Consider the following 16452-nt stretch of genomic DNA (forward strand, 5'->3'; position numbering starts at 1 on the left):
TCACCGCCCCGGGCGGAAAAAAGGTGGCGCGACGAGAGGAGGCAAGACCTCGCCAGTCGCCCGGCGGCAAGAGTCGAACTTGCTGGTCCCGATGTAGTCCTGCCGGCATTCGCGCCGAAAAATCAAAGGGAGATCGCTCGGTCAGCGCCACCGGCGACGAGAGTCACAAGAGTTTGCCGGCCGGTGTCCCGGCTGGGAGTTCGCACGCTCCCGTGGCAAGGTGGCGCTGTACGCCTGTGGGCATTCATTCGCCTGTGGCGCTTTCCTGCTGCTGCGCAGACGTCCTCACCGGGCCTCGAGCGGGATCTTCTCGATCTCGCCCACCCAGTGCTCCGCCTCCAGCGTGCCCTTCGCAAACTGCGAGATCGTGCCGAAGACGGCGTCGGAGAACCCGCCGACGTTCATCACGTCGGGCCGCTCTGCCGCCTGTGTCGTGTGGTAGGGCTGGAGGTCGATGCACACCAGCTTGGCCAGCGGACAACGCGACTTCAGCTGTGACCATTGCCGCATCGTTTCGGTGCCACCATACCCTCGGGCATCCACCCAGGACTGGTTGTCCGAGACGATGACGACCAGGTCGACCGACGCACCTTGCTGGTTCAGCCGCGCCAGCGGCGCACTCACGTTGGTGCCACCGCCGCCCACGGCCGCCAGGTTGGCGGCGTTGGTCATCACTGAGTCGCGCGGGTTCAGGTCGACCGTCACGACCGTTTGCTCGAACGGCAGCACCTGCGTGCGCGGGTTCTTCGCGCCGAAGGCCGCCGCCACGAGTGCCGCAACGTCGATACAACGGACGGCCGACGTTGCCGAGCCGCGATGGCCGGTCACCGGCGTGCTCATCGAGCCCGACACGTCCGGGCACACCACGACGTGCCCGTCCAGCACGGGTACGTTGACCAGCGCCGCTTCCATCGCGTCTTGCAGTGCATCGCGCACCACCGCCGGCACGTCGTCAGGGCCCGCCGCCTTGTACGCCGCCAGCAGCTGGTAAGGCAGCACGCGCGCCCGCATGACAGCCGACGCATCGCGCAGCTTCGCGGCCACTGCGTCGGCCACGCCCGGCACCGCGAACACGCCGTGGCGTGCGAAGGTGTTCAGGTTCTGCCGCAGCATCTGCCACGAGCCCTTGCGAGCGATCTCCGCCCAGTGCTCGGTGGTCAGCGGCAGTGCGGTGAGCAGCTGGAATGGCACGTCCGGCAGCACCGGCAGCGGTTGGCCGTCGCGAGGCTCGTGGAGCAAGGCGTGCTTGAAGCGCTCGAACGCCCAGGTCAGCGGCGGCAGCGCCGCGTCGTCATACGGCTTGCCGATCAGCCAGGCGAACCACGCGGCTTGCCAGGCTTCGGCCGGCTTCGGGTGCACCATCTTCACCACGTCGGCCAGCGACGGGCTGTTGCCCACCGAAGCCTGCAGCAGCTGCAGTTCGCTGGCCGTTTGCAGCCAGTGCTGCACCAGCTTCTTGGGTCGCGAGCCGAGCGACTTGCGACCCGTCACGCCGGAGCGGACGATCTGCACGAAGTTGCGCAGCATCTTGCCGTTGTCGACCACTTGGCCGAACACCGCCTCGAGCAGGTGGACGTCGCGGGTTGCGAGCACGGCCAGCAGCAGCGCCGGCATGTCCTTCATGTGGCCGGCGCGGCGCGCGTGCAGGGCCGTCTTCGCCACGAAGGACGGATCCACCTCGCGGGCCAGCGCCAGCACCCGCCCCAGCTGCTCTTCGGCCGAGGCGTAGAAGGTGTGGTTCAGGCAGCCGGTAGCCGCCAGTTGCGCCAGTTGGTGGCGCGGGCTGAAGGCGTAGGCCGGGGCCTGCTCGTGGTTCACGGCGTCGGCCTTCGGCAGCAGCACACCCTTCAGCGTCTGGAACAGTTGGGTGTTGACCATTGAAGCCTCCTCACGGTCTTGGTCATTGGGTAACGGGTCACATCAGCTCAGCCGCGACCCCTTGGGCAGCCGCGCCGCCAGCCACTCGTGCACGTCGGCGCGGATGTGGCGGCCTTCGAGCAAAAAGTCTTCAAAGCGGCTGGGCACGTAGGGCAGGTAGACGAGCGGCATGCGTGCTTCTTCCGGCGTTCGGTCGGCCTTGCGACCGTTGCAGGGGCCGCAGGCGGTGACGAGGTTCATCCAGGTCCATCCGCCGCCGCGCGACTCCGGCACGATGTGTTCGCATTGCAGCTCGCGCTCCGGCCAGCGTTGGCCGCAGTACGCACAGGTGAACCGGTCGCGCCGGAACAGCTTGTGCTTGGCGAACGAGGGCGTCACGTCGAACAGGTTGATGCGCGGTGCGCCCCGCAGCGCGATGATCGGGTGCACGTCGATCAACGACTGCCGGCCCGTCTTGGTGTTGAAGCCGCCGCGCAGCGTGCGCAGCGGCGTGCTGCCGTCGACCCAGGCGATGGTGTCGGTGGCGTAGTGCAGGGCCGCGTGTTCCAGCGTGATCCAACGCTGCGGGGTGCCCTGGATGTCCAGTTGCAGAACGTGCTGGTGCATCGGAGGTGCCTCCTTTCTTCCTTTTCTCCAGCTTGTTTTCGATAAGAAGAGCTGAAGGAAGACACCGCTTGTCCTGCCTCGCCGCTTGCAAGCGGCGAGGTGCCTTCTTCAGCCTTTCACACACAAAACCTGTTTGAGCGTGTGTTCCACGCTCACCAGGTCGGCCTGGGCGGCCATCACCGCATCGATGTTCTTGTAGGCGCCCGGGATCTCGTCCAGCACACCTTCGTCTTTGCGGCATTCCACCCCGGCGGTTTGCGCCGCCAGCGCGTCGAGGTCGAACAAGCGCTTGGCCATACCACGCGAGTGGCGACGGCCGGCACCGTGCGAGCACGAGCAGTACGACAAAGGGTTGCCCTTGCCGCGCACGATGTACGACTTGGCGCCCATCGAGCCGGGGATGATGCCGAGCTGCCCTTCACGCGCACTCACCGCGCCCTTGCGGGTGATCCACACCTTGGCGCCGAAGTGCTGTTCGACGGTTGCGTAGTTGTGGTGGCAGTTGATCGCCTCCTTGGTGGAGCCGATCTCGCGCCCCAACGAGGCGCGCAGCGCCCGCATCACGCGGAACAGCATCAGGTCGCGGTTCAGCGCCGCATAGTCCTGCGCCCACTGCAAAGCCTCCACATACTGGTGGAACTCCGGCGTGCCTTCGTTCAACCAGGCAAGGTCACGGTCGGGCAGGTGCACACCGGCCTTCACGCAAGCGTCGCGTGCCATGCCGATCGCTGCCTCGCCGATGGTCTTGCCGATGTTGCGAGAGCCCGAGTGCAGCATCACCCACACTGCGCCGACCTCGTCGAGGCACAGTTCGATGAAGTGGTTGCCGCCGCCCAGCGTGCCGATCTGCTTCCAGATCTTGCGGGCGTCGAGCGCGCCGAGCACCGTCAGGATCGAGAGCTGCTCGAAGCGCGTGTACAACACATCCATGCGCTGCTTGAGCACACGGCCGTGTGCCGCCTCGTGCGTCGGGTTCACTTCCTTCTCGTGTGCGGAGAACCCCACCGGCACCAGCGACTCGATGGCCGAGCGCACCCCGGCCAAGTGGTCGGGCAAGTCCGCTGCCTTCAGGTCGGTGCGCACGGCACACATGCCACAGCCGATGTCGACACCGACCGCGGCGGGGATGATGGCGCCGCGCGTGGGAATCACCGATCCCACCGTTGCACCTTTGCCGAGGTGCACGTCCGGCATGATCGCGACGTGTCCGGCCACGATGGGCAGGCCGGCGATGTTGCGGATCTGGTTGAGCGCCTGGTGGTCGACCTCGACGCCTTCGGTCCATCCCTGGACGTTTTTCATCAGCTTCATGGCTGTGCTCCTTCTTGTTGTATGGGTTGGTGCGTCCGGATGGACTTGAACCACCGGCCTTGGCCTTCGGACGGCCATGCTCTTGCCGACTGAGCTACGGACGCGGCGTGGAGGGGGGCTTGCGTGGCCCCATGGAACGCTTTGAACGATGGTGCCGCAGGAGGGAATCGATGCCCCGCGCCCGGCTTTTCAAACCGGCGCTCTACCGACTGAGCTACCGCGGCAATGAAATGTGGTTTCCGGTGACGGGTTCCGGCGCCGCCCGATCTTGCGGCCGTTTTCCACCCTCGAAGCATGCGCTCACGAGGACTTCTGTTGCTGGCTTCCGTGGCGGGGCAAGCCCGCGCTGTCTCTGAAGAGGCGCCTGCGCAGTTGCCGCCGCGCACCACGGGCTCCTGAATCTCATTGCGGTTGTGCTCCGGCGCGAGCGCGGGGGCATGCCCCGCTCAGCGCGGTCTCGCTGCACGATGCGGGCGTCCCCACAGCGCACATCCCGGCCGCCCCTGCGCTTTCAGGGGCACATGCACGGCCGTTGTGCCGAAGCACACCCGCAATGAGATAGACGGATGTTGGAGCGGATACCGGGGTTCGAACCCGGGGCCTCGACCATGGCGTGGTCGCGCTCTACTACCCACTGAGCTATATCCGCATGTTTGCGAACACGCCTTGCACTCAGTCGTGCACGAGGCGAGTCGCGGCAAGTTGTTAAGGAGCGATCCGACGCGCAGTGCGCATCGGTGTGTCCCGGTGGAACACGCGGACCGGTTGCCGGCCGGCCGAGAATGGGCTCGACCGATCACGGTCAAGCCGGCAGGAAAACAAAAAGGCCCGGATCCTTTCGGAATCCGGGCCTCGACATGTGATCGAGTGGCGGGTGCGCTGCTTTACGCGCCTCCCGTGCCCGGATGCATCCCATCGTGATCACCACAACCAAGCGACACGACCGGTCGCTGGCCCTGGACGGGATGCCGTTCATTCATCGTGCTGCTGCCTGCTTGAGGCAGCTTGCCAAAACTCGACCCTGCGAGCGCCGCATGCACGAACGCAAACTGACCCAGCGGGGGCAGCGAGCGGATGGTGAGGTGGCCTCGGGTTTTCACGATGAACTCTTGAGTGGTGGGTTGCTTGGAATCGTTGGAGCCGCAGCGGTGGCTGCAGCGAGGTCCGGACTGTAAAGACTCTTCACTTCTGCGTCAAGCGGGCGAGACGATATTTCGTCGAGACCTCGTGTTATCCGCGCCACAACTTGCGCCAAGTGCTGCTGTTGCTACGGGCGCGCACCTCCGTGGCGTTTCTCACGCGGCGGGCGAAGTTGACGCAAGGGGCAGGGCTCCTTGGCAGAAGCTGCACAGGCAGCCGACAGAACACCGAGATGTCGAACGCCAGCAAGCGGTTCCACTCGACACACGGCTGACGAACACAAGACAACCATGAGCCCGCAATTCACGCTTTCGATCAAGCAGATCCACGAATTTCTACTGAACATTGCGACTGCCAGCCCGGTGTCGGCAAGAGCTCGCTGGTGGAGCCGTTCGCCCGACAACTCGGGCTGGAGTGCGTCTCGCTGCTGGGGTCGCAGCTGGCGCCTGAAGATCTGATCGACATTCCGAAGATCGACGGCAACGTGAGCCGCTTCTATCCGCTGGCGATGATCGTGCGACCCCAGGAAAGATTGGCCGGGCTATTCGCCCGCCACGCAGGGCGCGAACCCTACAAGGTGACTGCACGACTGGAGGCGCGCGTTCTGGAGTGGACGACCAAGCGCAAGCCTTCGGATGGCTCGACGCACTGGTCGTCTCGCAAGCTCGCTGCGGAACTGGGCGGCGCCATTTCGCACACGAGCGTGGCGCGCATCTGGGCCACGCACGGCATCAAGCCGCACCGCTTGGAAGGCTACGTCGGCTCCAATGACCCGGACTTCGAATCCAAGTCGGCCGATGTGATCGGCCCAGCCGCGCATTCATTGCCTGGACCATCGAGCATCTTGTACGACACCTGTTGATCCAGCCCGGCGATCCGATGCAGAACGGCTACATCGAGAGCTTCAACGGCAAGTTCCGGGACGAGTGCCTGAATGAGCATTGGTTCCAGGCCCAGCAGCAGGCGCGGCAGGCCATCGCGCACTGGAGGCGCGACTACAGCGAGGTGCGACCGCACAGCAGCATCGGTCGCATCCCACCCGCTCGCTTCGCGGAGCTGCACCGCCAGCATGCGGGCAGTGCTGCTCAACAGCCAACAGCGTCGACAGAGATCAAGTAACCTTTAATGACCCTGTCCCAGGTTTCCGTACCGTTCGGTAACAGAATGGACCGGCATGATGAGGCCTTAAATGGGCCTGGAAGGTCATGCGATGAGGAAGAGCAAGTTCACCGAGGAGCAGATGGCCTACGCGCTGAAGCAGGCGGAGCTGGGCATCAGCGTCGAGGACGTGTGTCGGAAGATGGGTATCAGCAGCGCGACCTTCTACAAGTGGCGCCAGAAGTACGCGGGTGTGGGCCCGTCGGAGCTGCGGCGCATGCACCAGCTTGAAGAAGAGAACCGCAAGCTCAAGCAGATCGTGGCCGACCTGAGCCTGGACAAGGCGATGCTGCAGCACATCGTCGCAAAAAAAGTTTAGGGCCTTCGCGGCGACGAAAATTGGTGCCCGAGCTGATGGGACTGTTTGGCTGCAGCCAGCGCAACGCCATGCGCGTGGTCAACGTGTCGCAGGGCAGCTTCTTCTACAAGCCGGTCAAGAAGGACGAGACTGTGCTGCGAATGCGCATCAAGGAGATCACCAGCACGCGGTTTGCACTATGGCTACCGTCGTGTTCACGTACTGCTGCGTCGCGAAGGCCATCTCGACAACGTCAAGCGGGTGTATCGCCTCTACAGAGACGAAGGGCTGTCGCTGCGGCTCAAGCGCCCCAAGAGGAACAAGGCCGCGAAGCTGCGCCAGCCCAAGAAGTTGGCCCACGCGATCAACGAGATATGGAGTATGGACTTCGTGGCCGACAACCTGTTCGACGGACGCAAGCTTCGAATGCTCACGGTCGTCGATCTGTACACACGGGAGTGCCTGGCCATCGAGGTGGGACAGAGCCTGAAGGGTGAGGACGTGGTGCGCGTGCTCAGCACCATCGTGACCGACCGCGGACTGCCGCAGACGATCAAGACCGACAACGGCAGCGAGTTCATCTCCAAGGCAATGGACAAGTGGGCCTACGAGCGCAGCATCGAACTGGACTTCAGCCGACCGGGCAAGCCCACCGACAACGCTAACGTCGAGAGCTTCAACGGGCGGCTGCGCCAGGAGTGCCTGAACGAGCACTGGTTCTTGTCACTAGACGATGCCCGGGCCAAGATTGAGGCTTGGCGCCGGGACTACAACGAGAGCCGTCCACACTCCGCGCTGGAGTGGGCCACGCCGACCGAATTCGCCCGCCGCAGCCGCCTGCAGGCGGCTGCGGCGATGTCAGAGGAGCCGGAAAGTTCTACTTCCGAGCGGTACTGAATCGGGTGCAGGGTCATTAAATCGGACGCCTTCCCAATGACTGGCACGGCGGAAGGGGGCTGGTCACTACATCCGTCAATACAACAAGCAACCCAAGCCGGTGAAGTGGAAGTACGTCGATTCATCGCGCCGCAGTACTTCCACTTCAAACGATACAGTCGACCGGTTTTGGGGTGTGTCAAAAAAACGGACCAACGTCAATCGGTGTTCGACTCCTGAATTTCGCCAATCTTATTCGCAGGCAATCCACCCCGCCGACACTGCGCGCAAGCCGTATACCTCGCGTATGACACTTTGATGACGCCTCGCCATTGCCCTGTGCATGCATCATGAAGGTGTGTGCTCTTGCGCCGCTCCCTCGATTGCAAGCAGGAAGAATCACTACTTCTCTTGATAGCTGGGAAGCGTGCTAGTGCAACCGATGCTTCGCCTCGTCCGCATTTAAATATTTGCATACGTACCTATCAGTTTTGATAGGGTGCGAGGATTTTGGCATCTTTAGCAGGATGCGTTCCCCGATTTCACAAATAGTATTTCTCATGAAGTTGGTGAGAAGCTGTTCTGACTCTGCATGAAGTCCCACGGCGCGTTCCAGCAACGCGTTTTGTTCGTCAACTGATCAGGTGAGGCGGGGCAAATGAAATCGAGAGAAACGGACGGAACAGCGACAGCAGCGGCGATGCGCCCTCCGGGCGAGCCGGTCGCGATCATCGGGATCGGCTGCCGTTTTCCCGGCGGCGCCAACAGCCCAGACGAGTTCTGGCGCATGCTGCTCGGAAAGGTCGACGGTGTCTCGGAAGTGCCGCGCACCCGTTGGTCGATTGACGACTACTACCACCGCGACTCCGCCGAACCCGGCCACATGATCACGCGGCGTGGCGGCTTCATCACCCAGGACGTCGAAACATTCGATGCCGCCTTCTTCGGCATGACGCCGCGCGAAGCCGCGCGCATGGACCCGCAACAGCGCCTGTTCCTCGAAACGACCTGGGAGGCGCTGGAGGACGCCGGCATCAAGCCGGAGCATTTGGCGCAGACGCCCACCGCGGTCTTCGTCGGCACCTCCGGGCACGACCACGGGATCATCCAGCTCAATCCGCTCAATCGCTATTCGCTGGACACGCACACGATGAGCGGCGTCACCAACTGCATCATTGCCAACCGGGTCTCCTACCTCCTGGACCTGCGGGGGCCGAGCGTGGCGGTGGACACGGCCTGCTCCTCCTCGCTGGTGGCGGTGCACCTGGCCTGCCAGAGCATCCGCTCCGGCGAGTCGCCGCTGGCCATCGTCGGCGGCGTGAACCTGCTGATCAACCCGAACACGACCATCGGATTCAGCCACGGCTCCTTTCTGTCGCCCGACGGCCGCTGCAAGGCGTTCGACAGCCGGGCCAACGGCTACGTGCGCAGTGAGGGCGCGGGTGTCGTGATCCTGAAACGGCTGTCCGAGGCGCAGGCCGACGGCGACAGGATCTGGGCCGTCATCCGCGGCACGGCCAGCAACCAGGATGGCCGCACCGCCGGGATTTCACTGCCCAGCCGCGAAGCCCAAGAACGCTTGTTGCGCGACGCCTGCGCCGACGCCGGCATCGAGCCGTCGCAGATTCAGTACGTCGAGGCGCATGGCACTGGCACGGCCGCTGGCGATCCGATCGAAGCGTCGGCATTGGGCCGGGCGCTGTCGCGGGGGCGCGATCCGGCCAAGCCCTGCGTCGTCGGTGCGGTGAAGACCAATATCGGCCACCTCGAGTCGGCCGCCGGCATCGCCGGCCTGATCAAGGCCTGCCTGGTCCTGAAGCACAAGACCATTCCGGGCAACTTGCACCTGGAACAGCCCAATCCGGGCATTCCCTTTGACGAACTCAAGTTGCGGTTGCCGACCGAGGCGGAAGAATACGTCGCCGACGGTCCTCGCCTGGCCGGCGTCAATTCCTTCGGATTCGGCGGCGCCAATGCGCATGCGGTCTTGCAGGAGGCGGCAAATCCGCCCGAGCCCATGCCGCCCGGGCGAAGCGACCCTGCGCTTGCCGGGCCGTGGGTGCTTCCCATCAGCGCGAAATCCAAGGCGGCCCTCAACGCCTATGTGCAGCGCTACATCGAACAGATGGGAGGCGAGGGGGAGGCCCTTCGCCTAAACGATCTCAGTTATTGCGCAGCGCGCTACAAGTCGTCGTACGACCACCGCCTGGCCGTCGTCGGCAGTTCCGCGCAGGCGTTGATCAGCGGCTTGCGATCGATTCTGGCCGGCGAGTCGGTCGACGCCGTGCAGGCCGGGCAAAAGCTCCCCGAGATGGCATCGGCACGCAAGGTCTTCGTGTTCTCCGGCCAAGGTCCGCAATGGTGGGGCATGGGACGGGAACTGCTGCAGTCCGAGCCGGTCTTCCGCGACGTGATCGAGCGCTGCGACCAGGAACTCGCCAAGCATGCCGACTGGCGGCTTCTGGATGAATTCCGAGCGACCGAAACACAGAGCAGAATCGGCGAAACGCGCGTCGCCCAACCCGCGCTGTTTGCCCTGCAGATCGGGCTGGCGGCACTGTGGCGTTCGTGGGGCGTCGAGCCCGACGCGGTGATCGGACACAGCATTGGCGAAGTCGCCGCTTCCTATGTCAGCGGCGCGTTGAGCTTCGAGGATGCGATCAAGGTGATCTTCCATCGCAGCCGCATCCAGCAGCAGGCGGCGGGCAAAGGCGCGATGCTCGCCATCGGCATGGCGCAGGCCGAGGCCGAGGCCCTGGCGGCCCGCTACCCAGGTGAAGTCTCCATCGGTGCCGTGAACGGCTTGCAGTCCGTTGCGCTCTCCGGAGATCCGGAGCCGCTCAACCGCATCGCGGCCATGCTGTCCGAGCAGCAGGTTTTTGCGCAGCTGCTGCGTGTCAATGTCGCCTTCCACAGCCACCACATGGACCCGCTGGAGGCGGAAGTGCGCAGCTGCCTGGCGGACATCCATTCCATGCAGCCTCGGATACCGATGTATTCGACGGTGACCGGAAGGCGCATCGCGGCGCTGGAACTGACGCAGGACTACTGGTGGCGCAACATCCGCGAGCCGGTGCTCTTCGCCCCCACCGTGACCACACAGCTGGAAGACGGGCACCAGGTCTTCATCGAAGTGGGGGCCCATCCCATCCATACGGCGTCGATCTCGGAACTCATGTCGCGCGTCAAGACCAAGGGCCTGGTGACCTCGTCGCTGGTCCGGCGCAAACCCGAACGGGAGGCCATGCTGCGCTCGGCGGCCCAGCTGCATGTGGCCGGCGTCCCCCTAGACCTGGCGGCCACGGTCGAAGCTCCGGCCTACAGAGTGCAGCTGCCCATGTATCCGTGGCAGCGCGAACGACACTGGACCGAGTCCGAGGCCTCGCGCGCCACCCGCCACCCGCCCGCGGCGCACCCGCTGCGTGGACGCTACATCCCCCCGTCCGACGAACCGAACCGGCACGTCTGGGAAGTGGAGCTGGACGGTCGCCGCATCACCTGGATGAAGGACCATTGCGTCCAGGGGCCTATCGTCTTCCCGGCTGCGGGTTACGTGGACATGGCCCTGGGCTGCTTTTCGGAGATCTACGGCGACGCCGCGTTCTGCCTCGAGGACATCCAGTTCCGCAAGGCGCTGTTCATCTATGAGGACAGGCCGCCGCTCACGCTGCAACTCGTCTTGCGGCCCGACAAGACGTTCACGGTCCATGCCCGCCAGCCCGACCAGAACGAATGGAGCCTGCATGTCACCGGCTGCGTCCTGCCGCAGCTGCCCGACCACAACGAGCGCATCGATCTCGCCGAGTTGCAGCGGATCTGCGATGAGGAAATCACGCCCGATGACATGTATCGGCGCAACGAGAAAAACGGCCTGGAATTGGGGCCGACTTTCAAGCCGATCACCGGCCTCTGGCGCACTGACGGCAAGTCCCTGACGCGCATGAACACGCCCGAGATGGTGCTGGAGAGCGCGGGGCGCCACTGCATATTTCCGGGGATACTGGACTCCGGCATCCAGGCCTTGTCGGTCGCGGTGGGCACCAGCAGCGACTTGAAGACGATCTATCTGCCGGTGAACATCGCTCGCGTCACCTACTACGGCAAGCCGGAAAACGAAGTGTGGAGTTACGGCCAGATGGCGCCGCAGGCGGACCGCGACTTCGGCGAGGGCTCCTTCGTCGTCTTCAATGGCGACGGCAAGCCGGTGATCCGGTGGGAGGGATTCAAGAGCAAGGCCTTGAACCTCCAGAAGGACGAGCGGCGCGCGATCATGCAATGGGTGTACGACTTCACCTGGACCCGTCGCCTCAACCCCACCGCGCGCCGGCTGCCGGCGGACTTCCTGCCCGGGGTCGAGCAGATCGAAGCCGCCATGCAGCCGATCATCGACGAGTTGCGGGAATCTGCGATCAACCGCGAGTTCCACGACGTCGCGGCGCCCAAGATCAACCAGCTCTGCGTGGACTACCTGACCGAGGCGCTCCACGACATGGGCTATCGGTTCGAACCCGGGGCGTGCTTCACCACCGCCGACGCCGCCGAGCGCTTGGCGATCGCCGCGCCGCGCCTGCGCTACTTCGACCGCGTGCTGTCGATACTCGCGAACTACGGCATCCTCGAACAAAGAGGCGACGACTGGGCCGTCAAGCGCGTCCCGGAACGCAGGAACACCGCGCAGGCGTTGCAAGCCCTGCGCGTCCAGCATCCGGCCTTCGCCACCGAATACCGGTTGCTGGAGCGTTGCGGGCAGCACCAGGCCGGAATACTCACAGGCAAGGTGGACCCGGTCGAACTGATCTTCAGGGAATCCGAATACTCCGGCGTGGCGGAGCTGTACGACAACTCTTTCTCGGCGGCGAAGTGCAACCGGCTGGCGCGCGAGGCCTTGAAGCGCATGCTCGTCGATCTGCCGGCCGATCGCCCGTTCCGCGTGCTGGAAATCGGCGCGGGGACCGGTGGCGTCACCGCGCACCTGCTGCCGCAGTTGCCGGCGGATCGCGCCGAATATGCTTTCACCGATATCGGACAGCTGTTCCTCGGCAAGGCGAAAGAGCGCTTTCGCCAATACGACTTCATCGAATACCGCGAACTGGATATCGAAAAGGACGTCGAGGCGCAGGGCTTCAGGCTGCACTACTACGACCTGGTGGTGGCTTCCAACGTCCTGCACGCCACGCCCGACCTCACCCAGACGATGAACCAGGCCAAGCGGCTGCTGACCGCCGGCGGTCATCTGCTGGTGATTGAAGCCGTCTACCCGCCGCCCCATTGGGTCGACCTCAGCTTCGGCACGACGGAGGGCTGGTGGAAATTCACCGACTCGGCGCTGCGGCCTGACTACCCGCTGCTCACCGAGACTCGCTGGCGCACGTTCCTGCAATCGCTCGGATTCGCGGGCAGCGCGCTGCTCTCCGATACCCGGGACGAGACGGAATCGGGCAACCCCGTGATCGTCGCGCAGATGCCCGACATCGCGTTGCCACGGGAGGACGACGCCGTTCCCGAAGGCGCATGGGTCGTGCTGGACGACGGGCAGGGCGTGGGGCAGCGCTTCATCGAGAGCCTGGGCGAGTGCGGTGCCGGCAGCGTCATCGTGCGACGCGGCAATGCCTATCGCTGGGAGAGCGAGAACGAGGTGGTGGTCGATCCCACCGACGTGGACGAACTCGCGCGCGTGCTCGGCGAAGTCGCGCAGTCGAAACATGGTTGCGCGGGGCTGCTGCACCTGTGGAATCTGGATTTCGTGACGGCCGAACCGTCGGCGGCGCAACTGGCGCAAGCCGAGCAGGCAGGCTGCTACAGCGCCATCGCGCTACTGCAGGCCTACGGCAAGACAGAATGGAATGCACGTCCCCGGTTCTGGATCGCAACGCGGGGGGCACAGTCGGTCGCACCGGAAGCAGGCCAGTGGGAGACGCTCTCGTTGCTGCAGACACCCAGCTGGGGCATGTTGCGCGTGCTGCTCTGCGAGCAAGCCGACGTGCCGGCGAAGATCATCGATCTCGATCCGCACAGCGCCCCCGGCGCGGATGCCGCGCTGCTCGTCCAAGAATTCGCGACCGGATCGAAACACGAGGAGGAGGTGGCCTTCCGCACAGGGCAGCGCTATGTGCACCGGCTGGGCCGCGTGTCCCATGACGACCTCAGGGCGTCGGCCGGCGAGCACGTGCGGGTCGGACAAAGCGTGTTCCGCCTGCCGCTGCGAGAAGGCGGCGACCTGCGCAATCTCCAGTACGAGCGCGCCGAACGGGTGGCGCCGCAAGAAGGCGAAGTCGAGATTCGCGTACATGCGACGGCGCTCAATTTCCGCGACGTCATGCTGGCCCTCGGGTTGCTGTCCGACAGCGCGACGCTGGGCGGCTTCTATGGACCCAACCTCGGCGTCGAGTGCAGCGGCGAAGTGACGCGGGTCGGCGCCGGCGTCTCGCAGCTGCGCGTGGGAGACCGCGTCTGCGCCTTCGCGGTGGGCTGCTTTGGCTCCTACGTCACGACCCGCGCCCAGTACGCGATGCGAATCCCCACCACGATGAGCGCGGCCGAAGGCACAACCCTGCCCATGGCTTTCCTCACCGCGTACCACGCACTGGTCAATGTCGGCCGGCTGCGTTCGGGCGATCGGGTGCTGATCCACGCGGGTGCCGGCGGTGTCGGTCTGGCAGCCATCCAGATCGCGCTGGATGCGGGCGCGCAGGTCTATGCCACCGCGGGCCGGCCGGAGAAGCGGCAATATCTCAAGTCGCTGGGCGTGAGCGAGGTTTTCGATTCGCGTTCCCTGGAATTCGGCAACGAGCTTCGGGCGGCGACGCAATACGACAGCAAGGGACCCGGCGTGGACCTGGTCCTGAACTCGCTGCGCGGCGAATTCATTCCGCTGAGCCTGAGCCTGCTGCGTGCCGGTGGCCGCTTCGTCGAAATCGGCAAGCAGGATGTTCACGACAACTACAAGCTGGGCCTCAAGCCGTTCGAGCGGAACCTCAGTTATGCCGCGGTCGACATCGACAAACTGCTGCTCGAGGACCCGGCGTTGTGCGCGGACGTGTTCACGCAGTTCATGGAACGGGTCCGCGACCACGTGTTGCGGCCCCTGCCTCAGACGGCCTTCCCCGCCGCTGACATCGAAACGGCCTTTCGCTACATGTCGGGCGCCAAGCACACCGGCAAGGTCGTGGTGACTTTTGGCGACGATGAAGCGGTCGCCGTCGTACCGCCGGAGTCCAGGCAGGCCTTGTTCCGCGAGGACGGCACCTACCTCATCACCGGAGGCGTGAGCGGATTCGGCCTTCGAACCGCGCAATGGATGGTGGAGCGCGGCGCGCGCACGGTCGTGCTGGCGAGCCGGCGCGGCACCGTGTCGGCCGAAGAGCAGCCGGCACTGGCGCAGATGAGCGCGCGCGGCGCGAATGTGATCCTGGAGCAGGCCGATTGCGCCGACGAGGGCGCGGTCAAGGCGCTGCTGTCCCGGCTGCGCTCGCTGCCGCCGCTGCGCGGCGTCTATCACGCGGCCATGGTGCTGGACGACACGCCGCTGGCGATGATGGGCGAGCAGCAGTTCCGCAACGTCGTCGCACCGAAGGTGGATGGCGCGTGGAACCTGCACAAGCTGACGCTGGACCACCCCATCGAGCAGTTCGTGCTGTATTCGTCGATGAGTTACGTCGTCGGCACGCCCGGCCAGGGCAACTACGCGGCGGCCAATGCCTTTCTCGACGCACTGGCCAAACACCGCCACGCGCTGGGCCTGCCGGCGCTCACCGTGAACTGGGGCGTGATCAGCGACGTGGGCTACGTGGCGCGCACGAAGATCGACACGCTCGCGCGCCTGGGATGGCGGCCGGTCACGCCCGAGCGTGCCTTCCATGTGATCGAGGAGTGCCTGACCTACAAGGCGGCCACAGCGTCGGTGTTCTCCATCGATTGGGTCAAGATGGCCAGCATCATCCCGGTCGTGAACAGCACCGAGCGCTTCCGGCAGCTGATCGCACAGGAGTCAGGCAGCGGCGCCGGCCAGCGCGGCTCGTCCGGCATCCTCGAAGAGTTGCGTGGACTTGCCGAGGCCGACGCCGTCAAGGTGCTTCAGGCGGCGCTCGCGCGGCAGATCGCCAAGGTGTTCGACATGCCTCCGGAGCAGTTGGACAACACGGTGTCGCTGACCAATCTGGGCATGGATTCGCTGATGGCCGGCCAGATCCGCAACTGGATCGCCACCGAGCTGGGCACCGATTTCCCGACGATGGGCTTGATGCGCGGGCCGACCATCGCGCAACTGGCCGCCGAACTTCGCTCGTTGGTGAGCGGCGACAAGGCGCCGGCGCGGGAGGACGAGGGCCCGTCGACGGACGGCACTCCGACCAATCCGTGGGTGCATTGGCCGCGGTTGAATTCGGAGAACGCGACGATGCGCGTGCTGACCTTCCCGTTCGTGGGCGGCGGGGCCACGGTGTTCAACAGCTGGCCGGACGAGATGGGATCGGCGTTCGAAATCATGGCCGTCCAGTATCCCGGCCGCGGCAACCGCGTGGACGAGAAGCCGATCGACGACATGCCCACTCTTGTCAAGGCGATCGCGGAAAACATACTCCCGTATCTGGACCGGGGTTTCGCGATCTACGGCCATTGCATGGGCAGCCTGATCGCCTACGAGGTTGCCCACTACCTGCAGGCGAATTTCGACGAGACGCCGCTCAAGCTCGTCATCGCGGGCTGGCCGGCACCGGCCCTCGTTGAGCAATACGTCCAAGGCCTGGAAGGCATCGACGGAAACTACACGCTCGACAACGTGACGGACGCCGACGTACTCAACGTGCTGACGCGCAACCGGCTGGTCGCGCCCGAGCTGGTCGCCGACAGCCAGCGGCTGGCACCGCTGATGCCCGCGATGCGTGCCGAACTGAAGATGCTGGGCTTGTATCGCCACACGCACAGCGAGCGTCTGCGCTGCCCGATCACCTGCATGCTGGGCACCGAGGACGCCTTGTTCAATCCGGGGCAACTGTATTCCTGGCGCGACGTCACGAGCGGCGCGTTCTCGTTCGTGCAAGTGCCCGGCGAGCATCTGTTCATCAAGGGCCGGGACCGCCGGCCGATCGAAACCATCCGACGTGAGCTGGAAGAGCGAACCCTGCCCAGCTTCTCCTCTGCCCTTGCGGCCGAGCCGTCCGGCCACGTGGCCGCGCACTGACCGAAGA

Annotated in this window: 4 protein-coding genes, 3 tRNA genes and 3 pseudogenes; 4 read left to right on the forward strand and 6 right to left on the reverse strand. The window is 65.0% G+C overall.

Annotation, left to right across the window (positions count from 1 at the left end; translation table 11 throughout):
* Positions 1–285: 285 nt before the first annotated feature.
* From AAW51_RS03030 to AAW51_RS03055, 6 genes are all read right to left on the reverse strand, one after another.
* Positions 286–1878: an RNA-binding protein gene (locus tag AAW51_RS03030; RefSeq protein WP_047193436.1), complete on the reverse strand. Its 1593-nt coding sequence runs from the start codon at positions 1876–1878 to the stop codon at positions 286–288.
* 42 nt (positions 1879–1920) lie between these two features.
* Entirely contained in the window at positions 1921–2484 is a 564-nt protein-coding gene (locus AAW51_RS03035; RefSeq protein WP_047193437.1) for an HNH endonuclease, read from the reverse strand.
* A 108-nt stretch (positions 2485–2592) separates the two neighbouring features.
* Positions 2593–3795, reverse strand: a complete 1203-nt coding sequence (locus AAW51_RS03040) for an RtcB family protein (protein WP_047193438.1) — start codon at positions 3793–3795, stop codon at positions 2593–2595.
* A 27-nt stretch (positions 3796–3822) separates the two neighbouring features.
* Positions 3823–3899 (reverse strand) — tRNA-Arg (locus AAW51_RS03045).
* Positions 3900–3944: 45 nt separating this feature from the next.
* A tRNA-Phe gene (locus AAW51_RS03050) sits at positions 3945–4019 on the reverse strand.
* A gap of 346 nt (positions 4020–4365) precedes the next feature.
* Positions 4366–4444 (reverse strand) — tRNA-Gly (locus AAW51_RS03055).
* A 1017-nt stretch (positions 4445–5461) separates the two neighbouring features.
* On the opposite strand from AAW51_RS03055, the pseudogene AAW51_RS28910 reads away from it, so the two are divergent.
* From AAW51_RS28910 to AAW51_RS03080, 4 genes and pseudogenes are all read left to right on the forward strand, one after another.
* A pseudogene (locus tag AAW51_RS28910) lies at positions 5462–5743 on the forward strand (helix-turn-helix domain-containing protein); the annotation flags it as partial.
* Positions 5744–5745: 2 nt separating this feature from the next.
* Positions 5746–6054 (forward strand): annotated as a pseudogene (locus tag AAW51_RS03065) (integrase core domain-containing protein); the annotation flags it as partial.
* Positions 6055–6145: 91 nt separating this feature from the next.
* Positions 6146–7285: pseudogene (locus AAW51_RS03075) on the forward strand (transposase); the annotation flags it as partial.
* A gap of 682 nt (positions 7286–7967) precedes the next feature.
* Positions 7968–16445 (forward strand): type I polyketide synthase, encoded by an 8478-nt coding sequence (locus AAW51_RS03080; RefSeq protein ID WP_047193440.1) that lies wholly within the window; start codon positions 7968–7970, stop codon positions 16443–16445.
* Positions 16446–16452 lie beyond the last annotated feature (7 nt).

Source organism: Caldimonas brevitalea (assembly GCF_001017435.1).
GTDB lineage: Bacteria > Pseudomonadota > Gammaproteobacteria > Burkholderiales > Burkholderiaceae_C > Caldimonas > Caldimonas brevitalea.